This is a genomic window from Exilispira thermophila (genome assembly GCF_055389015.1).
Map to the genome: position 1 here is coordinate 680,691 of NZ_AP042476.1, position 25,621 is coordinate 706,311.

A 25,621-nucleotide genomic window follows, 5' to 3' on the forward strand; every position below is an offset into this window, starting at 1 on the left:
TATCTTAAATTGTATTTTGTAAATTATTTTTTATAATTTATATTTTTATATAATATTTTCTATATTATATTTTTTCAATGAAAATTTCCTTATAAATTGTTTTGCTAAAAAGCATATAGGAAGAAGTAGAATATATATTAACATATAAATTTGATTTGGCATAAGTTTTATATTGTCATTAAAAAAATAGTTAACAAAATTACTATTAGGTGCAACTATTTTTAAAATTTCTTCAAATCCAATGAATAATATGCTAAACAATAAAATTTCAAAAATCATTAATAAACTTTTCTTTTTTTTTAAAGCAGTATTTACCATTGGAATAAGTATAAAAGCAATAGTTAAAAAGAATGTAATTAACCATCCATTTGTTTTATATAGAAAAGTACTCTGAAATTTTCCTGTTTCAAGAATAGGAAAAATTTGAATAAAAAATATAAATAAAATAGATATTTGAATAGAATTAAAAATATTCCATGGCAATGAATTTCTATAATTATAGGAATTTTTTATTTTTATTATAAAAGAATCAATATCATTTCCTATTAATTTATCTACACTTAAGTTGTTATTTTGTGCTTTTAAAAAGATTTCCAGAACATTATGATATATTTCTTTTTTTTCAGCTAATAATAAAGGTTCAGTATCGAGTTTTTCAATTATAAGTTTATATGGTTCATAAAAATTTTTATTTAAATTTTTAACTTTTTTGGTTAGTTGAATTCGTTTAAAATAGTAAAAAAGCATTAATCCAATTGATAAGATAATAAAAAAGGTTAAAAGCAAAACTGACATGTTTACGTATGTAATTCTATTTTATCTTACCATGCATTAAATACATCTTCAGCAAATCCTAAAATATTTTTAATTTCTAAAGTTTTGTGATTATCAATTTTAGCAATTCCGTTAAAATATCCAAAAACCTGATGTTGAATTGATTTTATAATTAAAAAATTAAATTTACTACTCCTATCAAGTATTGGAGTAAATTCAAGATCAAGTTTACCTCTATTGTCTTTGATTTTCCATTTTTTTAAATAATCTTTTTTATCAAATTGGAATTCAACTAAATCAAGTTTATAAATTTTTCCTTCATAAAAAATAGCATTTTCAGTTGCTGGTGTTCGATCTGAAAATCCATACCCAAGATTCCATCCAACCCTTTTTCCATTTACATAGGAAGAAAGTGAACTCCAGTACCATCTATTTTTATATGTCCAGACACCTCTTCCCCAATCCAGAACTGCTAGATCAGAATTTTCATCAAAAGAGTATATTTTATTCCCAATTTTAAATTTTCCTTTTACAAGCATACAGTTGATTTTTTGATTATAATAAAAAGCTGTTCTTTTTTCCTTCCAGGAAGTTGCAATACAAATTGAATCATCAGAATCAGGTGAAACAAGTGTTAACTCCCCCTCAATTCCCTTATTTTTATAAAGATCTTCTATAGAACTTGAATAAAATTTTATCTTTCTTCTATTGTTTTTTGTTTCAATAAAAATATTTACATTTTTATCCTGAAATTTTACAACACCATTTTCACTTTTAGTTGGAAGATTTAGTCTTCCCATAGGAAAGAAAGATATAGAATCAACAGATTTATAAAAATTATTGGAAAAATCAAAAAATGTAATTGAGGAAAAACCCAAATATCCCATATCACTTATTGTAAAGGCAAGACCAAATTCCTCTTTTTGAGATAATATAGAATAGTAATCCCATTCTTTAATTCTTAATTTACTTGCTTTTATTCTTTTTCTATCATATTCCCAATATGGTCTTTTAGCCCATCCCTCTTTTATAATATGACCATTTTTAGCAAGTAAAGGTATATTTTTAGTGATTTCAGTTTGCAAAATCTTCTCCTAAAATTTATTTTATTTTAAATAAAATTTTTATTAAAATATAAAAAGTAATAATATTATATTTATATTATCATGTAAAACAACTTTTGCAAATTTTCTATTACAAAAATTAATAAAGAGATCCTTTTACAGGGAAAAGAAGATTTCATTCAGGTTTAATTATTGCTAATTTACTGGGAACAAGAATAAGATCTGCTTTTTCAGGTAGAGTTATATTTGCTGGAAGAAAAGGTGGATATGGTTTGATGGTTATAATTAAACACCCATTAGGTTATGAAACTTATTATGGCCATTTATCTAAAATTTATGTTAAAAAAGGTCAGACTGTTGGACAGGGTCAGGTAATAGGCCTAATGGGAAGTACAGGAAGGTCAACAGGACCTTATCTTCATTTTGAAATAAGAAAATTTGGTAAAACCCTTAATACTGCATATTATATAAAAGGTCTACCAAGAAGAAGATGATTTTTTATGAAAAAAATGTTGTTGACATAAAAAAAAAATTTGTTAAATTACAACTGCTGATGCGAGGTAGAGCAGTGGTTAGCTTGCCGGGCTCATAACCCGGAGGTCGGAGGTTCGAATCCTCCCCTCGCAAATTAAAATATTTTAAAAAAACCCCTGATTTTTCAGGGGTTTTTTTATTGGTTTTTATGATCTATTTAGAGACACCAGTCATAACATTTTTAAATCTTGCAGTTGCTGCACCATGACTCATTCTCATAACCTGCATAGGTTGTCCTTTACCACAATTAACAACACCCCATGGTACCCAGTAATTCTCATTTGCAATTGCATCACATGACTGCCAGAATTCAGGAGTAATTCCTTGATAAGTTGGATTTTTTACAATATCTGTAATTTTACCATTTTTTATTATCCAGCCAATTTCACATGTAAATTGGAAATTTAATCTCATTTGATCAATACTCCATGTTTTAATTCCATCAACCATTATTCCGTCTTCTGTTGATTTAATTATTTCAGAAAGGTCTTTATCACCTGGCATTAATGAAATATTAATCATTCTAATTATTGGAATAGATGAATAGGAATCAGCTCTATTACAGCCATAACTTCTTTCATCATCTACTAAATATGCTAATTCTCTATTTGTAAGGTAATGCTGGTAAAGTCCATCTTTTACAATATGAAATCGTCTTGCTCTTACTCCATCATCATCCCATCCAAAAGTTCCTAACCCTGTTGGTAAAGTTGAATCTGCAACAATATTAACTATAGGTGAACCATAATGAAAATTTTTATAAACATCAAGTTTCAAAAAGGAAGACCCTGCAAAATTCTCTTCCATTCCAATTACTCTATCAAGTTCAGATGGGTGACCACATGATTCATGAATTTGTAATGCAAGCTGTGATCCACCAATTATTAAATCTCTTTTTTGTGGTGTTAATTCTTTAGCATCAAGTAAGGAAATAGCTTCATCACGAATTTTTTCTGCATTTTCTTCAAGTTTTAATGATGGGATAATTTCATAACCCATTTGAGCATATTGCCCACCAAATGATTGAGGGAAAGACCTTCTTTGTACCTGTCCATTTTTAATAGCGGTTGCTGAAAAACCTCCTCCTGACACATAAGTTGTTTGTTTTAAATTTGTTCCTTCTGTACTTGAAAAATATTTTATCTCTTTTAGAAAATTCATATGTCCTTCAGATATTTTTATCTCATCTTTTTTCCTTAAAATCTTATCAATGTTAAATAAAATTTTTAATTTTTGGTTTAATGGTACTTTAAAAGGATCTAATACTATTGGTGTTTGCCATTTATCATTGTGAGTGGGTTCGTATGCAAGATTTATAGGTTTGTTCTTTACAAGACTTGAAGCTTTTGCGATCTGACATGCTTTTTTTGCTATTTTATCTATTTCTTCATTTGTTAAATTAGATGATGAAGCAAATCCCCATGCACCATTAACAATAACTCTTATTCCAAATCCTATATTATTTGTATTTGAGTATTGTTCAAGTTTCCCATTTTTAGTATAAATTCTTTCATTTAGAGTTTCTATAATTCTGATGTCGGCATATGATGCACCATTTAATTTACACATATTTAATGCTCTATTTATAAAATCTTTCATTTTATCCTCCATTATTTAAATTTTTATTATATTTTATATTTTTTCTTTTTTATTATTTTTATTTATATTTTTTTTCTTTTCTTTTTTTTCTTTTGTCTTTTTAAATTTTTTGTCATTTTAAATTTTATTATTTGTTCCAATTGAATTTTCTAATTACCTTTTTAGTTGTTTTTAATTATTATTTTTATCTATTTTATTTTTTCATTTACTTTATTGTTTATTTATCTTTTTAATTTATTTTTTAAATATCATCATTTTCATTTATTCTATTGTTTATTTACCTTTTTAAATTGTTTTTTAAATAAACAATTAGAATCAACATGAAAATAATAAACTTATTTTTAAAAGTCAGTTTTTGATGTAAAATTAAAATTTTTAATCTTTGCACCAGGAACTTTTTTAAATCCAAAAAACCAATTTGTATTAATTGCTTTGTTGGATAAAACTTCAAGGTTTTGAAAAGCCCTAATAATTGATTCTGTAAATCTTAAATTGTTTGTAGCATGTTTTATTTTCCCATTTTCAATAAAATAAACACCATCTCTTGTCATTCCTGTAACAGTAAGCTCCATTGGATCAATAATATTTAGATAATGAAAACGGTTAATAAATAACCCTTTTTTTGTTTCTTTTATAATCTGTTCTAAAGATTTATCCCCTTTTTCAACTTTTGGATAAAAAGGGTATACTTCCTGTGAAGGAATATCCACTGCATTTCCAGTATTAGGTATATTTAATTGTTTTGATAACCATCTATTTGATAATAATCCTTCACATTTCCCATTTTTAATTAAATAATTTTTAAAAGTTTTTGTACCTTCAAAATCAAATAGTGTAATAGGGTAATTATCATTAACAGGGTCATCGTATAAAGTAAAAAAATCAGGAAATATTTTTTTGTTTAGATGCTTAATAAGAAATGTCCTTTTTTCCATATATGATTTTGCAGAAAAGGAAAACCAAAGCATATATGTTAATAATTCTGAAAAAGCTTCAGGTGTAAGGATGATATCATATTTATCAGCTTCAATCTCTTTCTTATTTTTCAACAACTCTAATTTTTTTATTGCTTCAGATGTTAGTTTTTCGATATTAAAGTTTTCAAGTTTATAATCTTTAAATTCTTCCCTTGTTATTAAATCACCATCTCTTGCTGATAATGAAAATTCAAAAGAACAATTATTTACTTCTCCATAAAATCCATTGGAAGTTGCATAAATTAATTTATCAAAATTATTTGAACATATTCCTGCTCCAGTTGCATTTATTTTTTTTAATTCATCAACAGATTTTTTAATGATTTTAGCTTTTTGAATAGGGTCCATATTAACAATACTATTATCAAGGTTTTTTGTATCTATAATTTTTTCTTTTGAAGCTAAGGGTAATAATCTTTCATCTTTATCCTGGTATTTTAATGTTTTGAATAAAGTATTTAATGACTTTTTTATGTTTTGGTCAGAAAAATCATTAAAACTGGTTGAAAGTGTTTTCCCATTGTGAATTATTCTAACACCAACTTTCATGTTTTTTGATGAAACATTTTGAGTTATGATGTTATTTGAAAATCTTGTTAAATTTTCTTCAGATATGAATAATTTTACTTCAGTTTCAGAAGCTTTTGAAAATTTAAATATTTTTTCAATAATTCTTTCAGCGGTAATTTCATTCATACAATTCTCCTTTTTGATTTTTAATTTAAAAATATATATTGATAGTTAAGAAAACTTAACTATTTTTTAAAGTATAATATATAATAACTATTTGTGAATATTTTTTTTTAATTTTTTTAATGTTTTATATTTTTTTATATTTGAAAAAAAGTAAATTTAAAATTCATGGGATTGACCTGAAACTTAAGAGATCACTTTTTTAATAATTATAAATCATATTTTTAAATAAAAAAAAGCAGCCTATTAAATTTTTAAATGGTTCCTTTATAAAATAATGTACATAAATAATTATATTTTGTTATTGCATAATAAATCTTTATATAATTAGAAATAAATTTTAACAAATTAATTTAATGTTTAAACAAAAAAAAATAATTTTTAATTACTATTGACAAAAATTGATTTGATTTTAATTTAATAAAAGTAAAAATACAATTTTTAAGGGGGCATAAGATGAAGAAGATTTTTAAAATTACTTTCATCTTAATGGTTTTATTTTTAGTATTTGGGTTGATTTTTACTGGATGTCAGCAAAAATCAAATAATCAAACTCAACAGACACAACAACAAAAACAGGAAAAAAGAATAAAAGCTGGTTTTATATATGTTGGTCCTGTTGGTGATTATGGTTGGACAAATGCTCATGATGTTGGTAGGAAATATGTTGAGCAAAAATTTCCATGGCTGGATACAGTTTATGTCGAATCAGTTGCAGAAGGTGATGCAGCAAGAGTAATTGATCGATTGATCAATGAAGAGAAATGCGACATTGTTTTTACAACAAGTTTTGGGTATATGGACGATACAATTGCTGCAGGTAAAAAATATCCTGATAAAATATTTATGCATTGTTCAGGGTACAAAAGAGCAAAAAATGTAGGAACATATTTTGCTGAATTGTATCAAATGTATTATTTAAATGGTTTGATGGCTGGAGCTTTAACAAAAACAAATAAAATTGGATATATTGGAGCTCATCCAACTCCAGAAGTTGTAAGACATATTAATGCTTATGCATTGGGGATCAAAGCTGCTAATCCAAAAGCAAAAGTATATGTTAGATGGCTATTCTCATGGTATGATCCTGCAAAAGCAAGAGAAGCTACTGAATCATTAATAGCTGAAGGAGTTGATACATTTGCATTTACAGAAGATTCACCTGCAGTTATTCAAGTAGGAGAAGAACATACTAAAAAGGGACAGCAAATTTATACTTTCAGTCATTATTCACCAATGGAAAAGTTTGGACCAGATTCTTGTGTTTCAGGTCAATTAGTTGATTGGGGTTTAATGTATGAAGATATTTTGAGAAAAGTTTATACAGATACATGGACCAATGAAGATATGTGGTGGTTAGCAAAAGAAAAAGCTGTTCATTTAGGTGCAGAAATTGGACAACCAATTAATCCTAAATTCGTTGATGAATTAAAAGCTAAATTTGTAGTAGATCCTATTTTAGGAAAAATTAGTATTTATGATTTAGTTATGAAGAGATTAGAACAAATGTCTGAACCTACAGTTGTTTTTGATCCATTTACAGGACCAATAAAAGATCAAAAAGGAAATATTAGATTAAAACCAGGTCAAAGAGCAAATCATGATATGTTATGGACAATTGATTGGTTTGTTGATAATGTAGTTGGTAATATTCCTAAAGAATAATAAAATTTTATTAAAACTAAAGGGGGGTAAAATCCCCTTTAGTTTTATTTTTAAAATTTATTCATATTTGTAATAATATTTTAGTTTTGTTAAAAAAAAGGATAAAATAATTAAAAAATTAATAATATGAATAAATTTTAAAAATTTGCCTTCATTAGTAATTCTTTAATATTTAAAAAGTATATATTTTTTTTAATAGATGTAAGACAAGATTAAAATAAAATGATATTAGGGGATAAAATTGGAAAAACAATTTATTGAAAAACTTGAGATGAAAAATATCTACAAAGAATTTCCTGGTGTAATTGCCAGTAATTATGTTAGCATTGATGTTAATAAAGGTGAAGTTTTAGGGTTATTAGGTGAAAATGGAGCTGGTAAGACAACTTTAATGAATATCCTTTTTGGTTTATACCGTCAGGATAGTGGAAATATTCTTATTAATGGTAAAGAGGTTAAAATTCATAGCCCTAAAGATGCAATTAATTTAGGAATTGGAATGGTTCATCAACATTTTATGTTAATACCAGTTCATACTGTTGCAGAAAATATTGCTCTTGGTTTGAAAGGAACCCCTTTTTATAATCCTTCAATTTATATTAAAAAAAGATTAGATGAGTTTTATAAAAAATATGGATTAAAAGTTGATCCTGATGCGAAAATATGGCAACTATCAGCTGGTGAACAACAGAGAGTTGAGATTATAAAAACTTTATTAAGAGGTGCAAGTCTTTTAATTTTAGATGAACCAACATCTGTTTTAACACCTTCAGAAACAAAAGATTTATTTAATATTTTAAATAAATTAAAAGAAGAGGGGCATAGTATTATTTTTATTACTCATAAACTTGAAGAGGTTATGGACTTTACTGATCGTGTTGCAGTTTTACGAAAGGGTAATGTTATTGGAACAAAATTGACTAAAGATACAAATAGAAAAGAACTTGCTAAAATGATGATTGGTAGAGAAGTTGTTTTTAATATTGAAAAAAAAGATGTGGAACCTGGGAAAACAGTTTTAAAAGTTGAAAATTTAAATGTTTTAAGTGATAGAAATTTAGTTGCAGTTAAAAATCTATCTTTTGAAGTTAAAGAAAGAGAAATTTTAGGAATAGCAGGTGTTTCTGGAAATGGACAAAAAGAACTTATTGAAGCTATTACTGGATTAAGAAAAGTTGTATCAGGAAAAATTTATATAAAAGATAAAGATATTACAAATAACCATGTCAAAGAATTTTATAAAAATGGTGTTGGTCATATACCAGAAGAAAGAATGATCTATCCTATTGTTCCAGATTTTTCATTATTTAAAAATACAATTTTAAAAACATGGGATAAAGAAGAATTTCAAAATGGATATTTTTTAGATTATAAAAAAGTAAAATCTCATACGAAAAAAATTATAGAAAATTTTCAAGTATATACTCCATCTATATATACAAAAATAAAATTTTTGTCAGGAGGTAATATACAGAAATTTATTTTAGGTAGAGAATTTTTTGAAAATCCAATATTTTTAGTAGCTGCTCATCCAACATATGGACTTGATGTTGGTGCAACTGAATTTATCAGGAAAAAGTTATTAGAATTAAGAGATAATGGTAAAGCTGTATTATTAGTTTCAGAAGATTTAGAAGAGATATTTGCAATTTCTGATAGAATTGCAGTAATGTATGAAGGTGAATTTATGGGAATTGTTAATGCAAAAGAAGCTAAATTAGAAGATATTGGTTTAATGATGGCAGGGTCTAAAAGGTTAGCATGAGGGGGAAAAGTAATGGATTTAAAAGATTACAAAATTAAATTTGTAAAAAGATCAGAAGTTAGTATCTGGACAACAGTTGGAATTTTATTGTTATCATTGATTGCAGGATTATTAGCTGTAAGTATTATATTTCTTTTTAATTCAATTAATCCATTTTATGCATTAGGAAAAATATTTTCAGGATCGTTTGGTAGTATATATGGTATTGAAGAAACAATAACAAAAATGATTCCTTTGTTATTAATTGGTGTTGGGCTTACTTTTGCATTTAAAGCAAAATTCTGGAATATTGGAGCAGAAGGTCAATTATTATTAGGTGCAGTTTTGGCTACATGGATTGGATTACATCTCGGGAAAACAATGCCAAGGATAGTTGTATTACCAATTATGTTTATTGCAGGTTTTATTGGAGGAGGTTTGTGGGGTTCAATTCCTGCCTGGTTAAAAGTAAAATATAAAATAAATGAAGTTATTTCTACATTAATGTTAAATTATATTATTGCTCAATTTGTTCAGTATCTTGTTTATGGTCCATGGAAGGGAAAAACTCAATGGGGTTTTCCTTATACAGATAATTTTACTAAATCAGCTTCTTTACCACTTATTCCAGGGACCAGAATACATTATTGGACATTAATATTAGGATTGATATTTTCAATCTTATTATTTATAATTTTAAATAAAACAAAATTTGGGTATAAACTTTCTGTAATTGGTGAAAACCCTGATGCAGGGAAATATGGTGGAATAGATTCATTTAAAACAATTATAATTGCAATGATTGTTAGTGGTGGATTAGCTGGAATTGCTGGAGTTGGAGAAGTTTCAGGTATTCATCATCATTTAACTTATCCATGGTCTATTTCTGCTGGATATGGATTTACTGCCATAATAGTTGCATGGCTTGCAAAGTTAAACCCATTGGTTGTAATATTAACCTCTTTTTTCTTTGGTGGTATTCTTGTTGGTGGTGATGCAATACAAACCAGTTTGGGATTACCTTTTGCTACAATTAATGTTTTTAATGGCCTTATTCTCTTCTTTTTAATTATGGGTGATTTTTTCTTAGAATATAATGTTAAAATTATTAATAAAAAAATGTTAAAAAAGGAATAAAAGATGGGTAATTTATCATTTTTGATTATTTCAATATTTAGAAGAACATTGATTTCAGGTACTCCTTTGTTACTTGGTACTCTTGGAGAAATCTATACTGAAAGATCAGGTATATTAAATCTTGGTATAGAAGGACTTATGGCAGTTGGTGCTGTAACTGGATTTAGTGTTGCATATACAACTGCAAATCCATGGTTAGGGCTATTAGCAGCAATATTTATGGGAGCATTTTTATCTTCATTACATGCTTTTGTTTCAATAACATTAAAAGCAAATCAAACTGTTTCAGGTTTAGCATTAACAATGCTAGGTACTGGATTAAGTGGAATTATGGGTAGAAAATTTGTTGGTGTTCCTCTTATAACAAAATTTGAAACTATTGCTATTCCTGGTTTATCTAAAATTCCATTTTTAGGGCCAATATTTTTTGATCAGGATATTATATTTTATTTATCAATAATTTTAGGAATTATTTTTTATATAATTTTATATAAAACACAATGGGGAATTCAAATACGATCAGTTGGTGAAAATCCGTTAGCTGCTGATTCTTTAGGTATAAATGTAGTTAAAGTCAGATATATTTCCACAATTATCGGAGGTGCTATGGCTGGTATGGCTGGAGCACATTTATCATTGGTATACATCCCCAGCTGGATAGAAGGAATGGTTGCTGGTAGAGGTTGGATAGTAATTGCATTAACAATATTTGCAGCATGGAATCCTGCTAAAGCTTTTCTTGGGGCTTATTTATTTGGTGGAATTTATATCCTACAATATATGTTACAACCTCTTGGGATTTCACCTAACATATTGTTAATGTTACCTTACTTAACAACTTTAATTGTTTTATTTTTCGGTGTAAAACAGAGTTTGAAAACAAAAAAAGGTGCTCCTGCAACTTTAGGTTATCCTTATATAAAAGGTGAAAAGTAAGAGTTATCATTGTTTTTAATTTAATTTAATAATTTCATAGCTCATCTGAATATAAAAAATTAGGTTCAAAACTATAGCAATCAAAAGCAATATAATTTTAATTTAAATTTAGCTATTGTTTTGAATATGCAATCTACTCATTCTCATATTAAAAAATATCTCTTGTTTTTGATTAAATTTGACTTATAATATTTTTAAATTATTACTTTTATAGATAGTTTTATATGTATTTTAATTTAAATTAATAATTACATATTTAAAATTGAGTTTATAAATTAATAAATAATATTAATGATTTGTCATTTTAGTAGATAATTAAAAGAAATAGTAAAAAAGTAATATCTTTAAATAAAAATTTTAATATTAAACAAAATTTATATAAATATTTACAAAGTAAAGGAAAATAAATGTCTCCAAATATTAAAAAATTTACTAATGATTCAATAATATTTTTTAAAGGTGATGTTGATAAAAATATTTATATTTTAAAAAGTGGTAAAGTAGTATTAAAATATACCCCACCTGATAGTTTTAAAGAAGAAATTTATCAGGTAAAAGATGGGGAATTTTTTGGATTAAAAAGTTCTATAGGCCACTATCCAAGAGAGGAAACAGCATTATGTATTACAGATGTTGTTACTGTTGTTCTTTCAGAAAATGAATTTATTAATCTTATCAGTAAAAATACAACTTTATTAATAAAAATTCTAAAAATATTATCAAAAGAATTAAGGGATGTTGCTTTAAAAGTTTATGATTTATTAGGTGGAACACAAATAAGTTCAGAGGAAGGGATGTTAAATTATGGAAAATATTATTTTGATCAAGCAATGTATCAGAAATCATTATATTTTTATAAACGATTTACAGAACTTTTTCCAGATTCATCTCAAATTGAAGAAGCTAGAAAGAAAATAAAATTATTAGAAGATGCCATTGAAAGGGGAGAACAAATAGTTCAAGAAAAAGCAACAGCTGAAGAAGATTCTTTTAAACAAGAAAATAAAAATGAAAACTCTTTAGAAGTTAAAATGTATTATGAAGCGTTAAATCTTTTTTCTCAAGAGAAATATCATGAAGCTATTGAAGAATATAAAAAACTGCTTGAGCTTGAAGATATTAGTGATGAATATAAAAGCAAAGCTCTTTTTGAAATTGGTAGATCTTTTTTTAAGTTAAGTCAATTTGATAAAAGTATTGCTATATATAAAAAATTATTAACTGAATTTGAAGATATCCCTATTTTTAAAGAAGTTTTATATGAATTAGCATTGGCTTATACTAAGGTTGACAAGAATGATAAGGCAAAAGCTCTATTACAAAAAATTATTAAAATAGAACCTCAGGATAACATTAGTTCAAAGGCTAAAAGGTTATTATCAAAACTAAAAGAATAAATTTTAAAATATAAACTATAAAATAAAAATATAAATATTTATTATAAGATAAAGGATTTTAAAAATTATGAGTACAGATATTTTCAATAAATATGGAAAAAATTTTAAAAAAGGTGAAATTATTTTTTCAGAATTTGAACCTGGTAATAGTTTTTATGTAATTCAGGAAGGAAAGGTAAGGATTACCAAGATTATTGAAAATAAAGAAAAAACGTTAGATATTTTTGGACCAGGAGACATTTTTGGTGAAATGGCTATTATTGAAGATAGACCCAGATCAGCTACTGTAGAAGCTTTGACTGATGTTAAAGTACTTGAATTTAATAAAGAAAATTTTGAAACACTATTAAAATCAAACCCTATATGGGGAGTAAAATTAATAAAATCTTTTTCAAAAAGGATATACGAACAAAAAAGAAGAGTTAAAATACTTTTATTAAAGGAACCAGAAATAAGAATAATGGATACTTTTTGTATGTTAGCAGAATGCAAAAATATTGGAAGAGATCATTTTGAACCAATTAAATTTGATGAAACTATAAATAGTATTGCTAATTGGGCAGCACTTGATGCTGAAGCTACAAAGAAAATATTAATAAACCTGGAAAAAAATAACAAAATTATATTGAAAAAAGATTCAATTACTGTTAAGAACATAAACGAGTTTTACAGAATAGTTGATAATAAGATTAGTATGTTAAAGAGGTTGGAGGAAACCAGTTGAGAATTCTTTTGAAAAATTGTACTGTTATAGACCCTTATTTAAAAATTGATTCTAAAAAGATGGATATATTGATTATTAATGGAAAAATTACTAAAATTAAAAAAGAAATTGATAATGTTAGTTATGATAAATTATATGATTTGAAAGGATTATATGTATTTCCTGGATTTATAGATGTACATACTCATTTTAGAGAACCAGGGTTTGAAGAAAAAGAAGATATAGAAAGTGGTTCAAAAGCAGCATTGCATGGAGGATATACTACTTGTTTTGCCATGCCAAATACTGATCCAGCTATAGATAATGAACAGATTATTAAATATATTAAATTACGAAGTCATTACATTGATATTTTTCCAGTTTCAGCGATTACAGTTAATAGAGAAGGTAAAAAGCTTGTAGATTTTGAAAAAAATATCAAACAGGGAGCTATTGCTTTTTCGGATGATGGAGCACCTGTTTATAATGCTGATATTATGTTCGATGTTTTAAAAAAATCTCAACAACTAAATTTTGTTGTAATTCAGCATTCTATGTTTAATAATTTTTTTGAAAATGGTGTAGTTAATTTTGGAGATTATTCTAAAAAACTTAAACTAAAGGGTTTACCAGAAGCAGGAGAAACATCACTGATTTTTAGAGATATAGAACTTGCAAAAATTGCAGGGGGGAAATTACATTTTGCTCATGTTTCCACAGCTAAAGGTGCAGAATTAATTATTAATGCAAAAAATGAAGGTCTTGATGTTAGTTTTGAAGTAACTCCACATCATCTTTTGTTAGATGATTCAGCAATAGCAACAAAAGATAGTATATATAAAGTTTTTCCACCATTGCGTTCTCGAGATACTGTATTTAAACTACAGGATTATTTAAAAAATGGATATATTGATATAATTGCAACTGACCATGCTCCACATGAAAGTAAATCAAAAAATATCAAAATAGAATATGCTGCACCTGGAATGACTGGATTGGAAACAGCTTTTATTTCATTATATACTTATTTTGTTAATTCAAATATGATTTCACTTTTTGATTTAGTAAAAACGATTACAATAAATCCAGCAAAGAGATTCAATTTAAAAAATGTTGGCACCCTTGATAATGGTTGTATTGCTGATATTACGGTATTTAACCCAGATATTACTCAAAAAATTGATACAGGTTTTTTCTTTTCAAAATCTTTAAATAGCCCTTTTATTGATAAAAAATTATATGGAAAAGTTATTAAAGTATTTAAAAGAGGAAAACTAGTATTTGATGATGGAAAATTTGAAAGACTATAATAATAATGAAGTGAAAAAAACAATTATTAATTGTAAAATTATTGATAATAAAAAAATATCAAAATATATTTATAAAATTGATTTAGAACTTCCTTTAAAAATTACATTTTTACCAGGTCAATTTATCAATGTTTTAATTTCAAATCATAATTTTGATCCTTTATTAAGAAGGCCATTTTCTATATATGATTATGATGGTAAAAGTATTATATCTGTTTTATATCAAATTGTTGGAAAAGCTACAAAAATGTTATCAGAGAAAAAAAAAGATGAAAAAATTAATATTATAGGACCTCTTGGAAATAATTTTAAAAATTTTAATAATAAAATTATAACTTATGATAATAAAATTTTAATTCATGATAATAAAAAAACTAACAAACAAAATAATAATAATTATTATTATTATAATAATGACATTATTTATCAGTCAGATAGTATAGAATTTATCAATTTTTATATTGCTGGTGGAATTGGGATAGCACCAATCCTTTTTAAAGCAAAAGAAGATTATAATTTTATTATTGAAAATAATTTGTCTTCAAAAATAAAAATATATCTTTTTTATGGTAGCAAAAACTTTGATTATTTTGTTCCAGTTTCTTTTTATGAAAAATTTTTTAATAAAATATTTATCTCTTTTGATGAAAAATTTGATTATAATGGATTAAATAATAAAAAAAATGTTAATATCAATTATGGACAAAATATTATAGAAGTTTTTAAAAACTTTTATGAGAAAAAACTTAATAGTAATAGAGATATTGAAGATGTAAAAATTGGTACTGAAAATAAATATTATAATAATTTTGATAAAAAATATCATAAGATTGATAAAAAAAATAAAAAAGAGATTTTTTTAAATTCATATCTATGTGGTCCTAAACCAATGATTAAAGAATATAATAAGAATAATTTTAAAATAAATACTGAGGTCTCGATGGAAAGTTATATGGCTTGTGGATTCCATGCATGCCTGGGATGTGCAATTAAAACAAAAAGGAATAAATATTCATATGTATGTCATGATGGACCTGTATTTGATATAAATGACCTTATTATAGATTAAGTAGATTATTATATATTAAATAAATAAAATTGGTAATAGTACAATATATTTTTTTATAGTGTTTTAATTTCAATAATATTTTAATTTTAGTGTTATAAAATTTTTAGATAATAAATTATTGATTGAAAAAGATTAACTAAAATATATCAGTATTAAAAAAAACATATCATTTAAAATATTTCAATTAGTTAGTAATAATTAAAAAAATATTGATTAAGAAATTAAAAAGAAAAAAACTATATAGATTAGTTTTCATAAATTTTAAATTTATGTAATATTACAAAAATTAAGGATAATTTTTTTATATGAATAATGAATTTAATTTAAGTGTAAATAAAGGAAAATTAAATCTTAAAAATCCAGTAATAACATCTTCTGGAACTTTTGGGTATGGGAAAGAATTTGAAGATTTTATTAATGTAAATTCACTTGGTGCTATAACTATAAAAGGCACAACTATTAGTCCTAAAGAAGGAAATGAACCTCCAAGATTAATAGAAACTCCATGTGGGTTGATTAATTCAATTGGACTTGCAAATATTGGAATAAAAAATGTAATTAAAGAATATTCGCAATATTTTAAAAAATTAAGAGATAAAGGAACAAAAATAATAGTAAATTTAAATGCAAACTCAACTGATGAGTTCCAGGAAATTGTTGAATTAGCAAATAAATTTGAACATTTTGATTATTATGAGATAAATGTTTCCTGCCCAAATGTAAAAGAAGGAGGGATCACTTTTTCAAAAGATCCAGAATCTGTTTTTAACTTAATTTCTTTAGTTTCTAAAATTACAAAAAAACCAATAATAACAAAACTATCTCCAAATGTTCAGAGTATAAAAGAGTATATTGATGCAGCAGAAAGTGGTGGTACTGATATTATCAGTCTTGTTAATACTTTTAAAGCTGCTGCTTTTGATATAAATAGAAGAAAACCTGTTTTTAAAAATGTTATAGCTGGTTTATCAGGTCCTGCAATAAAACCAATAGCTTTATATTTTGTTTATGAAGCAAGAAAAGCAACTCATCTTCCCATTATAGGAATGGGGGGGATTTCATCTGTAAGTGATGCAATTGAATTTTTAATAGCTGGAGCAGATGCTATCTCTATTGGTACATATAATTTTATTGATCCATCAATATCAATTAAAATACTTGAAGGTATTAAAAAATATCTTAAAGAAAACAATCTTTCCCTTTCAAATTTAAAGCTATCATAAAGGTTAAATCTTTTTATTTTCACTTATTTTAAAATTCTTGTAGTTATTTGACATTTTTGAATTATTTGATTAATTGTATATAGATAATTTGAGGGGATATTATGAAAAAATCTTTATTTTTGAAATTTTCTTTATTATTCATTTTATTATTTTTAATTTTTAATTTCTCTATCTCTATTTTTGCAGATACTGGTTTAGAAAATGTACAAAAATATCAGGGTAAAACTATTGTTAAAATTGAGATTAAAGGGTTAAATGCAATTACTCAGGAAGAAGTTTTTGCTTTGTTACCATTCAAGATAAATGAAAAATTGGATATTGTTTTATTAAGTAAAGCTATCTCTAATTTATATAATACAGGGTATTTCGATAATATTGTTATTTATGTTGATTCAGTTAATGATAACAGTGTTAAACTAACAATTGAAGTTAAAGAAAAACCGATTATTTTGAGTTTTGAAATAACAGGTAATAAAAAGATTAAAAAGGATGATTTAAAAGATTCGATTACTATTCAGGAAGGTGATTTTTATTCTGATCAAAAACTTAATAACACAATTAGAAGTATTAAGGAAAAATATCTTTCTGAAGGGTATGAAAATGTACAAATAAATGTGGATAAAAATTTCACTGATAAAGGTGTCAATCTTAAACTCACAATTATTGAACCAAAAAGACTTAAAGTCCATAAAATAACTTTTGTTGGAAATACAATTTTTAAATCTTCAAAATTAAAAGCTCAAATGGATACCAAACCTTTTTTACAAATTATTTTTGAAATACAAAAAGGTGCATTTTTGGAATCTACTTTTGATAACGATCTTAATAAAATAATTGATCTTTATTATACAAAAGGTTATTTAGATGCAAATATAAAAAAAGTGGACAAAAAAGTTATTGAAAGAGAAAAAGATAAACTTTTAGATATTACTATTTATATTGATGAAGGGAAACAATATGCATTAAATGGATTTAAAATTACAGGTAATAAACTTTTTACTGAGAAAGAATTATTATCTTCAATATTAAAAGATAATGAAATAAAAATAGGTGATTATTATAATAGAATATTCTTTAAAAAACTAATAGACAAAATAAGAGATTTTTATTCTCAATATGGTTATATTTATGTTCAAGGCGATTTAAATGAAGATATTAACAAAGATAAAAGAGAAGTTTTTGTATCAATAAAGATTTCTGAAGGTAAAAAAGCACATATAGAAAAGATATATATTAAAGGAAATTCTAAGACAAAAGATTATGTAATAATTAGAGAATTAATGGTTGATGAAGGGGAAGTGTTTAATACAAAAAAGATTAGACAATCTATAATGAATTTGTATAATACTCAATATTTTAGCAATATTGATGTACAGATGAAACCAGGTGATGATCCTTCTTTAATAAATCTGATAGTGTTACTGGAAGAACAAAGAACTGCAAATTTTTCTTTTGGAGCTAGCTATACACCGGGAGTTGAATTTGGATTTGGATTACAAACTTCTTATCAGGACACTAATTTTTTAGGTAGGGGATATAGTATAAAAGAAACTGGAAATTTAGGTGTTAACAATGCCAATATTTCATTGTCATTTCAAGATAAATGGTTTTTAAATAAACCAATTAATTTTGGTGTTGATTTATCATATGCTTTGTCAAAATATACAAATAAACCTATAGATATGGATCAAGATGGTATACCTGATCCTTTTACTACCTGGGATGAATACAATACTGCTATTACTACTGATACTAATTATACTACAACCTATGCTGATTATTTAAAAAATTATATATCAGATAAAATTTCAGTTTCTTTGTTGTTAGGTAAAAGATGGGTTCCATATTTTTCTGCATCAGTTGGTTGGAGTATTGGTGCAAATAGATATAGAAATGAAGATGGAAATAATTATATTTTTGCTCCAGCATCTGAGGATGGTACTTCTTCATTAGCATTTTTAAATTTTGGAGATTGGATCTTTTTTGATTCATTAACATTTAGTTTTAGATGGGATACAAGAGATTTTTATCTTTTCCCTAAAAAAGGTTTTGTTTTTAAACAAAGTTTAACTTATACAGGAGGGATTTTAGGAGGAAATATACAATTTTTAAAAACAAATTCTGCTTTTAATATTAATTTTAACACTTTCTGGGATATTATACTTTCATTTAATACTTCTGCTGCATTTATATTTCCTCAATTTGATGGAAGACTGATATTAAACTCAGAAGATTATTTATATATTTCTGGATACAATGAATCCAGGGGATGGTTAAATTTGATTAATTATTTAGGAAGAGCAAAATTTATATTCTCTTTTGAATTACAAAAGATGATTGTGAAGAATCTTGTATCTGGAGTTGTTTTTGCTGATTTTGCGAGTTTATTAAATTCTCCTGAAGATATATCAAATATATCAATAAACAATTTTTATAATTCTGTTGGATTTGGGGCAAAACTTCAAATACCAAGTTTACCAATCAGGATCTATTTTGCAAAAAGATTTATAATAAATAATAATTCTATTCAATTTATTGATCAGGGATGGGAGAACTGGAGTTTTGTATTTTCTGTTGGGGATATGGTTTTTTAGTTTAGTTTATTCTTTAATAAATATTATAATTATTAATATAACTATATAAACAAAAAATTTGTTGAAATTGAATTAAATTTCATAAATATTATTATTAATATAATAAAGTTACTAATTAAAGACTTAGTTGCTAGTCAAAGACTTAATAAAAAACAAAGTTTATTGTTGAATTAATAAGGTATATTAAAGAAGAAAAGTTAGTTCAATAAAAAATTTTAAAATATAATAAACTATTTGAGGGACATTCTTATGCATAATAAAAAGCTATATATTTATTTGTTTTTTTTGATTATTTTATTTGTGTTTTCTGTAAATATTTTTGGAGATATTCTTGTTAAAGTAGGAGTTATTGACAGAGATATGGTTTATGAAACATATAAAAAGAAACCTTTGATTGATATTAAAACTGCTTACTTAACTGATTCTTTTAATAAACAAGCTTTAGAATATAAAGAACAATTAGATGAATTAAATAAAAAACTTAATGACCCTAATATAAGTGATTCTGAAAAAGCAACTATAAAAGAGCAATATGATAATTTATATAATGAAGCAAGAAGTTTATATGATTATACAAAAAAGAAGTTAGAAGATTTTAAAACTAATAGAGAAAAATATATACAGGATGATATTACTTATGCCATTAGAAAAGTTGCTGAAAGGGAAGGATATTCAATAATCTTGGATATTCATGCTGATTATTTAATATATTATTCTGAAACTGTTGATTTAACGCAACTTGTTTTAGATTATTTGCAGGAATATATTATTAAATACTGCAATGAAAATAATATAGATGTTGATAAATATGTCTATGGTAAAACTGAAGAAGATAAAGATAACAATAATCAAAATAATTAAAAACATATAGAAAAATTAAAATAATTTAAAACTATATATTTTAAAACTATATATAAAGAACATAATATGAAAAATTTATAAATAAAATCTATTTGGGAAGTTAAATGATAATAATTGAAGAAAATGACATATCAGTAGAAGAATTTTCAAAAATTATTAATTTTGAAATTAGAGGTGATCCCCAAATTATCTTTAATAAAGTTTCTAATCTTGATAACATAAAACACGATTCAATTGTATATGTTAATGATAAAAAACTAATTGAAAAAGCTTTAAATTCTTTAGCCTCTGTAGTTATCACAACTAAAGAAATTTATAATGATATTAAAGATTTAGAAGCAAAAAAGACTTTTATAATTCATCCATATCCAAAAATTGTATTTACAATTGCAACTTCACTATTTAAAAGAAGAGAAATTAGATCTGGAAATATTTCTAAATTAGCTTCCATTAAATCAAAACTAAATATAGAATCTATTGAAATTGAAGATTTTGTTGTTATAAAAGAAAATGTAGAAATTGGTTATAATACATTTATAGGTGCAAATTGTTATATCGGAGAAAATGTTAAGATTGGAAATAATTGTTATATTTATCCAAATGTTACAATTTTGGAAAATGTAGAAATAGGTAATAACTGTATTATACATTCCGGAACTGTTATTGGTTCAGATGGTTTTGGTTATCAGTTTAATGGTGAAAAACACATGAAAATTGAACAAATGGGAAAGATTGTTATAGGAAACAATGTGGAAATAGGATCTAATTGTTCAATTGATAGAGGAACAATTGATAATACTTTGATTGGTAATGGTGTTAAAATTGATAATCTTGTTCAAATCGCGCATAATGTTACAATTGGCGATAATACTGTAATTGCTTCACAAACAGGGATTGCAGGTGGCGCAAAAATAGGAAAATTTGTTGTTTTAGCAGGGCAGGTTGGTATTGCTGACCATGCTATAGTAGAGGACAATGTTATTTGTGGTGCAAAAACTGGATTATCAAAAACAAGATATAAAAAAGGGTCTATTCTTATGGGGTATCCAGCTATGGATGTTAATAATTTTAGAAGATCATTTATTGGTTATAAAAAATTACCTGAAATTATTAAGGTTACTAATTGGGTTGAAAGAGAATTAATAAATAGAAATAAAAGAAAAGATAAATAAAAATATAATCAAATAAAGAATAAATATAACTATTAATATTTATATTAATAACAATATCATTAAAAAAGATAGGTAAATTGATTCAAACTAAATAAAAAAATTAAAAAATAAACAAATAAAAAAGAAGTTAAAATTTTATAGGAGAAAGAGTATAGAACTATAGAAAATTGTATTATGCAATAAAAATTAACTAAAGAAATTAAAATATTAAAAATAATAAAAAATTATTAATTAACTTTTAGAGGTTAAAATGAATAAAATAGCTAAAACTGCTATAATTGAAAATGGTGTAAAAATTGGAAATAATAATATTATTAAAGATTATGCTATTATTAGAAAAGGAAGCATAATTGGTAATAATAACACAATTGAGTCTCATTCAGTTATTGGACCATATGTTGAAATAGGTGATAATAATTTTATAGGGATAAGTGCATATATTGGGGGGGATCCACAGGATTTAGATTACAAAAATGGTGTCTCTTTTGTTAAAATAGGGAACAATAATATTATTAGAGAATTTGTTACTATTCATAGAGGTACAAAAGATGGAAGTTCAACAATTGTAGGTAATAATAATTATTTGATGGCATATGCTCATATGGGGCATAATGCCAAAATTGGTGATTTTAATATAATTACAAACACATGTCAACTTGCAGGTTATACAGAGGTTGAAAATTATTCTGTTTTATCCGCATTTACAGCAATACACCAATTTTGTAAAATTGGCAGTTATTGTATGATTGGAGGGGGAGCTAAAGTAAATAAGGATGTACCTCCTTTTACTATTGCTTTTGGTACACCTGCTAAAATTATTGGATTAAATATAGTTGGATTAAGGAGAAATAATTTCTCTACAGAAGATAGAGAAAAAATTAAAAAGATGTATAATATTTTTTATCATAGCAATTTACCCTTTACAAAAGCAATAAAAAAAATAGAGGATGATTTTCAAGATTTTAATCCAGCAAAAATGTTGGTTGAGTTTTTTAAAATATCAAAAAGAGGAATAACTGCATTTGGAAGAGATAAAAGATAAAAAAAGTAATATTAAACAAAAAACAAGAGTTCTAGGTTTAGATTGGGGTGAAAAACGAGTAGGTGTAGCAATTTCAGATCCTTCTAATAAATTTGCACTTCCAAAGGGTTTTATTTATAATGATTCAGAATTTTTCCCAAATTTAAAACAAATATTAATCAAAAATAAAATAACTATTATTGTAGTTGGATTACCATTGATGCTTGATGGGAAACAAACTTTTACTTCAAAAAAAATATTAAAATTTATTGAAAAACTTGAAAAGTATTTAATTTCTCAAAATTTGAAAATAGATATTAAAACTATCGATGAATCATATTCAACAAATACAGCTTTTTCTTTAATGGAACAAACAAAAATGAAAAATAAAAAAAAGAAAAAAATAAAAGATGCACTTTCTGCTCAAATTATTCTTGATTCATATTTGTTAAATCAAAAATTAAATTCTTAATTATTAATTCCATTATTCTTATTTTCATTATTCTTATTTCCATTTTTTATAAACTTTTTACTTTTCAAATTAGCTTAGTGTTTCTATAATTTATGTTTAGTATTTTATCTATTTTTATAATTATTTCTATTTATAAATCTTTCTATAAAGATAGAGTAAATTAAAATTTTATTTAATTTTGAATAAAAGGAAATTAATTAAAAAAAATTAGTGAAAAAAAAAATATTATAAGTATAACTATTTATGAGAAATATTTATCAAATTCAGGAGAAGACTATGAAAGAAATTTTATCAGGTAATGAAGCTGTTGCTCAAGGAGCTTTTGAAGCAGGATGTAAAGTAGCTACTGCTTATCCTGGTACTCCTTCAACAGAAATTCTTGAAAATATATCTAAAAAATTTAAAGATAGTATTTATTGTTATTGGGGTTCAAATGAAAAAACTGCTTTTGAAGAAGCATTAGGTGCAGCTTATGCTGGAGCAAGATCTCTTGTTGCAATGAAACATGTTGGTTTAAATGTTGCTGCTGATCCTCTCTTTTCTGCTTCCTATACAGGTATTAATAAAGGATTTATTATAGTTTCAGCAGATGATCCTTCAATGCATTCTTCTCAAAATGAACAGGACAATAGACTTTATGCTATGCATGCTAAAATTCCTGTACTTGAACCATCTGATTCCCAGGATGTTATTGATTATATTAATATTGGTTATCAATTGTCAGAAACTTTTGATACACCTGTGATGTTGAGATTGGTAACTAGAATTTCACATTCAAAATCTATTTGTGAAATTAATAAAAAAAGAAAAGAACCTGATATAAAATATTCTTTTGATAAAGATGTTTCAAAATATGTTATTGTTCCTTCTAATGCGTATAAAAGGCATGCATATGTTGAACAGAGATTAAAAAATTCTCAAAAATGGGCAATTGATAATGGCCTTGTTAAATTTGAATATAACAATAAAAAAGTTGGAATAGTTGTTGCAGGATTAGCTTATCAATATGTAAAAGAAGCTTTTCCTGAATATTCTGTATTAAAAGTAGGAATGCCTTATCCTTTACCAATAGATGCAGTTAAAGAATTTAGAAAAAATGTTGAAAATATGTGGGTAATTGAAGAACTTGAACCTATTATGGAAATGCAAATCAAAATGCAAAATATAAAAGTTGATCTGGGAAAAGACAAGATTCCATATTTGTATGAATTTTCAGTAGAAAGATTAAGAAGTATTATAAATGAAGGAAAAGATTATTTAGAAATAGAAAAACAATATAATGTTGAACTACCTCCAAGACCACCTGTTTTATGTGCAGGGTGTCCACATAGGGCAACTTTTTATGTTTTAAATAAAGAAAAAGCAACTGTTAATGGTGATATTGGTTGTTATACACTTGGGTTCTTACCACCTTTAAGTGCAATGCATACAACAGTTTGTATGGGAGCATCAATAACAGTTGGCAATGGATTCCAAACAGTAAAAAAAATAACTAATGATAAAACAAAAGTTGTTTCAGTTATTGGTGAATCAACTTTTATGCATTCTGGTTTAACTGGAACTGTCGATGCAACTTACAATAAGTTAGGAAACAAAATTGTAATTTTAGACAATTCTGTTACAGCAATGACTGGCCATCAAGACAACCCATTAACAGGGAAAACTTTAATGGGTGAAACCACAAAAGTTTTTAATTTAAGAAAATTTGCAGAAGCAGCAAATATTGAAGATTATAGAGAAGTTGATGGATATAAAATTGATGAGATTAAAAAAGCTTTAGATGAACAGCTAGAAAAAGATGAAACAACTATGTTAGTTGTTAAAAGACCTTGTGTACTTAAAAAAGGTGTGAAATGGGATCCTCCTTTGAGGATAAATCAAGATAAATGTAAATTTTGTAAACTCTGTTTACAAGTAGGTTGTCCTGCAATTATGATAACAGGTGAAAAAACAATAGAAATAGATGAAACACAATGTACAGGTTGTACAGTTTGTCAACAGGTTTGTCCTTTTGATGCAATTGAAGTTATTAAAAATTAAATAAATTATATTAAGTTTTTATACAAAAGTTTGGAGGATTATAATGGTTAAAAATATATTATTAAATGGTGTTGGTGGTCAAGGGATAATTTTAGTTTCAGAAATATTAATTGAAGCTTTTGCTTTATCTGGATATGATGTTAAAAAAAATGAGATTCATGGAATGAGTCAAAGAGGTGGAGTTGTTAATTCTCATGTAAGATATGGAGATAAGATTTATTCTCCAATTATTCCAGAAAAAGAAGCTGATTTGATACTTGCATTTGAATATGCTGAAAGTTTAAGGTTTTTAAACTATTTACAACCTAAAGGTAAATTAATTTTCAACACTAGAAAAATCATCCCTATAACTGTTTCTTCTGGAAATTACAAATATCCAGATAATGTTGAAGAATATCTTAAAGAAAATAATATAGATTATGAAGAGTTTGATGCATTTAAGTATGCAAAAGAGCATGGTCTTACAAAAGCTGAAAATATTGCATTATTAGCATATGCTTCCAGGTATATTGATTTAAAAGAGGATATCTGGTTTGAAGCTATGAAAAAGAAAATAAAGCCAAAGTTTTTTGAAAAAAACTGGGAAATATTTAAAAGTGTAGCAAAATTAAATCAGTAAGTTGCAAAAACAATACA

20 protein-coding genes, 1 tRNA gene and 1 pseudogene are annotated in these 25,621 nt (G+C 25.3%); 18 read left to right on the plus strand and 4 right to left on the minus strand.

Going from position 1 to position 25,621, the window contains the following annotated elements; genetic code table 11:
• Positions 1 to 45: 45 nt before the first annotated feature.
• Together ACZ5EC_RS02905 and ACZ5EC_RS02910 are read right to left on the minus strand one after the other, a co-directional pair.
• Entirely contained in the window at positions 46 to 795 is a 750-nt protein-coding gene (locus ACZ5EC_RS02905; RefSeq protein ID WP_464303466.1) for a hypothetical protein, read from the minus strand.
• A 26-nt stretch (positions 796 to 821) separates the two neighbouring features.
• Positions 822 to 1,859, minus strand: coding sequence for a DUF2804 domain-containing protein (locus tag ACZ5EC_RS02910; RefSeq protein WP_464303467.1), 1,038 nt, complete (start codon positions 1,857 to 1,859; stop codon positions 822 to 824).
• A gap of 161 nt (positions 1,860 to 2,020) precedes the next feature.
• On the opposite strand from ACZ5EC_RS02910, the pseudogene ACZ5EC_RS02915 reads away from it, so the two are divergent.
• Positions 2,021 to 2,332, plus strand: a pseudogene (locus ACZ5EC_RS02915) (M23 family metallopeptidase); the annotation flags it as partial.
• 60 nt (positions 2,333 to 2,392) lie between these two features.
• Positions 2,393 to 2,465 (plus strand) — tRNA-Met (locus tag ACZ5EC_RS02920).
• A 60-nt stretch (positions 2,466 to 2,525) separates the two neighbouring features.
• Here the strand turns inward: ACZ5EC_RS02920 and ACZ5EC_RS02925 are convergent.
• Complete coding sequence (locus ACZ5EC_RS02925) at positions 2,526 to 3,971, minus strand: TldD/PmbA family protein (protein WP_464303468.1); 1,446 nt, start codon at positions 3,969 to 3,971, stop codon at positions 2,526 to 2,528.
• A gap of 341 nt (positions 3,972 to 4,312) precedes the next feature.
• On the minus strand, positions 4,313 to 5,644 hold the full coding sequence (locus ACZ5EC_RS02930; protein WP_464303469.1) for a TldD/PmbA family protein: 1,332 nt from the start codon (positions 5,642 to 5,644) through the stop codon (positions 4,313 to 4,315).
• A 453-nt stretch (positions 5,645 to 6,097) separates the two neighbouring features.
• Between ACZ5EC_RS02930 and ACZ5EC_RS02935 the strand changes: the two genes are divergently transcribed.
• The 16 genes from ACZ5EC_RS02935 (at position 6,098) to ACZ5EC_RS03010 (ending at position 25,604) form a co-directional block, all read left to right on the plus strand.
• The gene (locus ACZ5EC_RS02935) at positions 6,098 to 7,306 is read left to right on the plus strand and encodes a BMP family ABC transporter substrate-binding protein (RefSeq protein WP_464303470.1); all 1,209 of its coding nucleotides are present in this window, start codon (positions 6,098 to 6,100) and stop codon (positions 7,304 to 7,306) included.
• 241 nt (positions 7,307 to 7,547) lie between these two features.
• The gene (locus ACZ5EC_RS02940; RefSeq protein WP_464303471.1) at positions 7,548 to 9,071 is read left to right on the plus strand and encodes an ABC transporter ATP-binding protein; all 1,524 of its coding nucleotides are present in this window, start codon (positions 7,548 to 7,550) and stop codon (positions 9,069 to 9,071) included.
• Between the two features lie 12 nt (positions 9,072 to 9,083).
• On the plus strand, positions 9,084 to 10,187 hold the full coding sequence (locus ACZ5EC_RS02945; protein WP_464303472.1) for an ABC transporter permease: 1,104 nt from the start codon (positions 9,084 to 9,086) through the stop codon (positions 10,185 to 10,187).
• Positions 10,188 to 10,190: 3 nt separating this feature from the next.
• A complete protein-coding gene (locus ACZ5EC_RS02950; protein WP_464303473.1) occupies positions 10,191 to 11,123 on the plus strand; it encodes an ABC transporter permease in 933 nt (310 codons plus the stop codon).
• A 407-nt stretch (positions 11,124 to 11,530) separates the two neighbouring features.
• Complete coding sequence (locus tag ACZ5EC_RS02955) at positions 11,531 to 12,520, plus strand: cyclic nucleotide-binding domain-containing protein (RefSeq protein ID WP_464303474.1); 990 nt, start codon at positions 11,531 to 11,533, stop codon at positions 12,518 to 12,520.
• 67 nt (positions 12,521 to 12,587) lie between these two features.
• Positions 12,588 to 13,244: a Crp/Fnr family transcriptional regulator gene (locus tag ACZ5EC_RS02960; RefSeq protein WP_464303475.1), complete on the plus strand. Its 657-nt coding sequence runs from the start codon at positions 12,588 to 12,590 to the stop codon at positions 13,242 to 13,244.
• Positions 13,241 to 14,533 carry a dihydroorotase gene (locus ACZ5EC_RS02965; RefSeq protein ID WP_464303476.1) on the plus strand — a complete coding sequence of 431 codons (1,293 nt, stop codon included), beginning with the start codon at positions 13,241 to 13,243 and terminating at the stop codon, positions 14,531 to 14,533. The genes ACZ5EC_RS02960 and ACZ5EC_RS02965 overlap by 4 nt, the downstream gene beginning before the upstream one ends.
• Positions 14,511 to 15,602, plus strand: coding sequence for an iron-sulfur cluster-binding protein (locus tag ACZ5EC_RS02970; RefSeq protein WP_464303477.1), 1,092 nt, complete (start codon positions 14,511 to 14,513; stop codon positions 15,600 to 15,602). The genes ACZ5EC_RS02965 and ACZ5EC_RS02970 overlap by 23 nt, the downstream gene beginning before the upstream one ends.
• A 305-nt stretch (positions 15,603 to 15,907) precedes the next feature.
• Entirely contained in the window at positions 15,908 to 16,825 is a 918-nt protein-coding gene (locus ACZ5EC_RS02975; RefSeq protein ID WP_464303478.1) for a dihydroorotate dehydrogenase, read from the plus strand.
• A gap of 101 nt (positions 16,826 to 16,926) precedes the next feature.
• Positions 16,927 to 19,419: an outer membrane protein assembly factor BamA gene (bamA, locus tag ACZ5EC_RS02980; protein ID WP_464303479.1), complete on the plus strand. Its 2,493-nt coding sequence runs from the start codon at positions 16,927 to 16,929 to the stop codon at positions 19,417 to 19,419.
• Positions 19,420 to 19,668: 249 nt separating this feature from the next.
• Positions 19,669 to 20,280: an OmpH/Skp family outer membrane protein gene (locus ACZ5EC_RS02985; RefSeq protein ID WP_464303480.1), complete on the plus strand. Its 612-nt coding sequence runs from the start codon at positions 19,669 to 19,671 to the stop codon at positions 20,278 to 20,280.
• A 104-nt stretch (positions 20,281 to 20,384) separates the two neighbouring features.
• A complete protein-coding gene (gene lpxD, locus ACZ5EC_RS02990) occupies positions 20,385 to 21,452 on the plus strand; it encodes a UDP-3-O-(3-hydroxymyristoyl)glucosamine N-acyltransferase (RefSeq protein WP_464303481.1) in 1,068 nt (355 codons plus the stop codon).
• Positions 21,453 to 21,702: 250 nt separating this feature from the next.
• Positions 21,703 to 22,494, plus strand: coding sequence for an acyl-ACP--UDP-N-acetylglucosamine O-acyltransferase (gene lpxA, locus ACZ5EC_RS02995; RefSeq protein ID WP_464303482.1), 792 nt, complete (start codon positions 21,703 to 21,705; stop codon positions 22,492 to 22,494).
• The gene (ruvX, locus tag ACZ5EC_RS03000; RefSeq protein ID WP_464303483.1) at positions 22,475 to 22,945 is read left to right on the plus strand and encodes a Holliday junction resolvase RuvX; all 471 of its coding nucleotides are present in this window, start codon (positions 22,475 to 22,477) and stop codon (positions 22,943 to 22,945) included. The genes lpxA and ruvX overlap by 20 nt, the downstream gene beginning before the upstream one ends.
• A gap of 276 nt (positions 22,946 to 23,221) precedes the next feature.
• The gene (gene iorA, locus ACZ5EC_RS03005) at positions 23,222 to 24,985 is read left to right on the plus strand and encodes an indolepyruvate ferredoxin oxidoreductase subunit alpha (protein WP_464303484.1); all 1,764 of its coding nucleotides are present in this window, start codon (positions 23,222 to 23,224) and stop codon (positions 24,983 to 24,985) included.
• Between the two features lie 43 nt (positions 24,986 to 25,028).
• Positions 25,029 to 25,604, plus strand: coding sequence for an indolepyruvate oxidoreductase subunit beta (locus tag ACZ5EC_RS03010; protein ID WP_464303485.1), 576 nt, complete (start codon positions 25,029 to 25,031; stop codon positions 25,602 to 25,604).
• The last annotated feature ends 17 nt before the right edge of the window (positions 25,605 to 25,621 follow it).